The 2,425-nt window shown below is 31.5% G+C and carries 1 protein-coding gene and 1 pseudogene; both read left to right on the forward strand.

The window, feature by feature from the left end:
- Nucleotides 1-481 precede the first annotated feature (481 nt).
- The gene (locus A9239_RS12425; RefSeq protein WP_158498933.1) at nt 482-1,558 is read left to right on the forward strand and encodes an acyltransferase; all 1,077 of its coding nucleotides are present in this window, start codon (nt 482-484) and stop codon (nt 1,556-1,558) included.
- 683 nt (nt 1,559-2,241) lie between these two features.
- Nucleotides 2,242-2,425, forward strand: a pseudogene (locus A9239_RS12430) (hypothetical protein); the annotation flags it as partial.

The raw sequence follows: 2,425 nt of genomic DNA on the forward strand, positions 1-2,425 counted from the left end.
ATCCTGGTTTGAAAGTGCTATGAAAATTAGAAGAGTGGCAGTGACAGAATACTTAAGGAATCCCCAATACACGTTAAATTAATTCAAATATTTGAAAGTTTGGAAAAAACAATATGCTAGGAGCCAACTGCGTAACTCCTATATTTATAAGATATATAAACTATGATAAAGTAAATATTTTATGAAAATTAACAAATTGTGTTCAATACCTTAGATTAATATCGAGCTGATCCCAAAACTCAAAATTGCTTATCTGAATCATGTATTTCGAATAATCAATCAAGTTTCTGATCATGAAAACAATCCTGAAAATTCTTGATGATTAAGGACTAAATGGCTTTTGGGATAGGCTCATCTTTTGTTTTTATTTCATTTTACTTTATATATGGCATTGACAACGGTCGGTACAAAGCACAAAACAATAATAAAACGATATCTATGTCACCGGCACAAAACGCAAAACAATAATAAAACGATATCTATGTCATCTAATGAAAGCACTATTCGCGACTCAAATTTTGAGTTATTAAGGATTGTTTTAATCTCAATGATCATATGTCTCCATTATTTTAAGTATGGAGAGGCACTTCATGTACTAACACCTTCGGATTCAAATTATTATTTTACTTATGGATTGGAAAGCCTATTTATCATTGCAGTAGATTGTTTTATACTTATAACTGGATACTATCAAATTAATGGAAAATTTAAATTAAAAAAAATCATTGATCTCTGGGCTCAGGTTATTTTTTATTCGGTAACGATTTCATCAATATTTTGGTTTACTGGGATTGAGCCTCTGACCGTACCCACAATGTTACAAGCATTTTTACCAGTTATTACTGGGACATACTGGTTTGTGACAATATACATCGTTCTGTATCTCTTTTCTCCATTTTTAAACACGGCACTTCAAAATATGAAAAAAGAATATCATAAAAAATTAATTTTAGTTTCCGCAGTTTTTTTTGTAATCTTGCCGTCAATTAATTTCACTTATTTTACTGATACAGGATACAGTGTATATAATTTCGTTTTTCTTTATTGTGTAGGCGCATATATCAGAAAGTATGATCTTCCAGTCAAGAATCGAACCTATTTCTTATTAGGATATCTTATGTGTAGTCTTTTAGTATTCTTTGGAGCCATGCTTCTTAATACACTTCCTGAAACTCCCGAGTACTTCTTTGCCGACCCATGGAACTACAATTTTATTTTTGTAGAATTAGGAGCAATTTGTTTTTTTATGGTGTTCAAAAGTATCAAAATACAATCCACAACAATAAATTTTATGGCAACATCTGTTTTTGGTATATATCTAATCTCAAATCATCCATTTGTACTAGATGTGTTGTATTCCAAGATCTTGCATTGCGCTGATTATTCTTACAGTCCTCTTTTTGTTCGTCATATGCTATTTTCGGGAATTGGCGTTTTAATTTCGTGTTTGATTATTGATTTCTTCAGACAGAAGTTGTTTACACTACTACATGGATTTATCCCAAAATCAGTTATTTTCTCACTCAGTAAGGTTTTTGGGAAGATTTTTCAAGATTAATAACTTGATTGATTATCTCAAATCCGAGGTCTAAATAAACAATTTTGAGTTTCAGGATATATTCCATAAACGAATATTCAGAAGTCTAAATAAACAATTTTGAGTTTCAGGATATATTTCATAAAAGAATATTCAGAAGAGCCTATTCCATAACTCAAAATTGCTTCTCCAAATCTCGGATCAAGAATGGTCAATGAGTTTCAGATCACGGAAAATAGTTCTGAAACTTTTATCTATTTTGAGGAATGATAAATCCTAATTTATTAAAATATTTGATAAATGTTGGAGAAATTGACGCAATTTATCACGATTTCTCACTTAACCGAAGACGCATGAAAGAATGTCATGTTCTTTTTCTGTAAAATCACAACTTTAAAGAGTTATATGGCAGAAAACACCATCTCAGAAGATTAATTTCCTCACGTACACAACGATTTGATTTCGAATTTACAGCAAATTTGAGACACTGCCGGAAAATAATCAGTAATTCGGATATACTGTTTGAAGTCAAGTTTTTGTGCCTATGTACATCCTGGTTCTTTCGATGCGAAGATTTTTATTTCTTCCTTATTTATATTTCTATTAATATTATATTCTATTACTAATGACTGTTATGTTGCATATGTTTGAAATTGATTTTGTTGGCAATTGGCAAAGTTGAAACAGATTTTGGGAGTGAATAAATGGGTATAAAAAAGACATTGGCTATTTTGCTGGTAGCCTGTTTTATAGTATCAGTGACAGTTGCGGCGGTAAGCGCAAATCAGCAAGAATACAACAGGGGCTACAAAGACGGCTGCAGAGATGGCTATAAAGATGGATTTAGAGAAGGTAAAGCCGATAGCAAGAAGCCCTACAGTGCATTTA

This window comes from Methanosarcina sp. A14, from assembly GCF_001729375.1.
GTDB classification, from domain to species: domain Archaea; phylum Halobacteriota; class Methanosarcinia; order Methanosarcinales; family Methanosarcinaceae; genus Methanosarcina; species Methanosarcina barkeri.

Coding starts and splice junctions, on each gene's coding strand:
- A9239_RS12425 (WP_158498933.1), top strand. CDS start 482: ATGTCATCTAATGAAAGCACTATTCGCGACTCAAATTTTGAGTTATTA.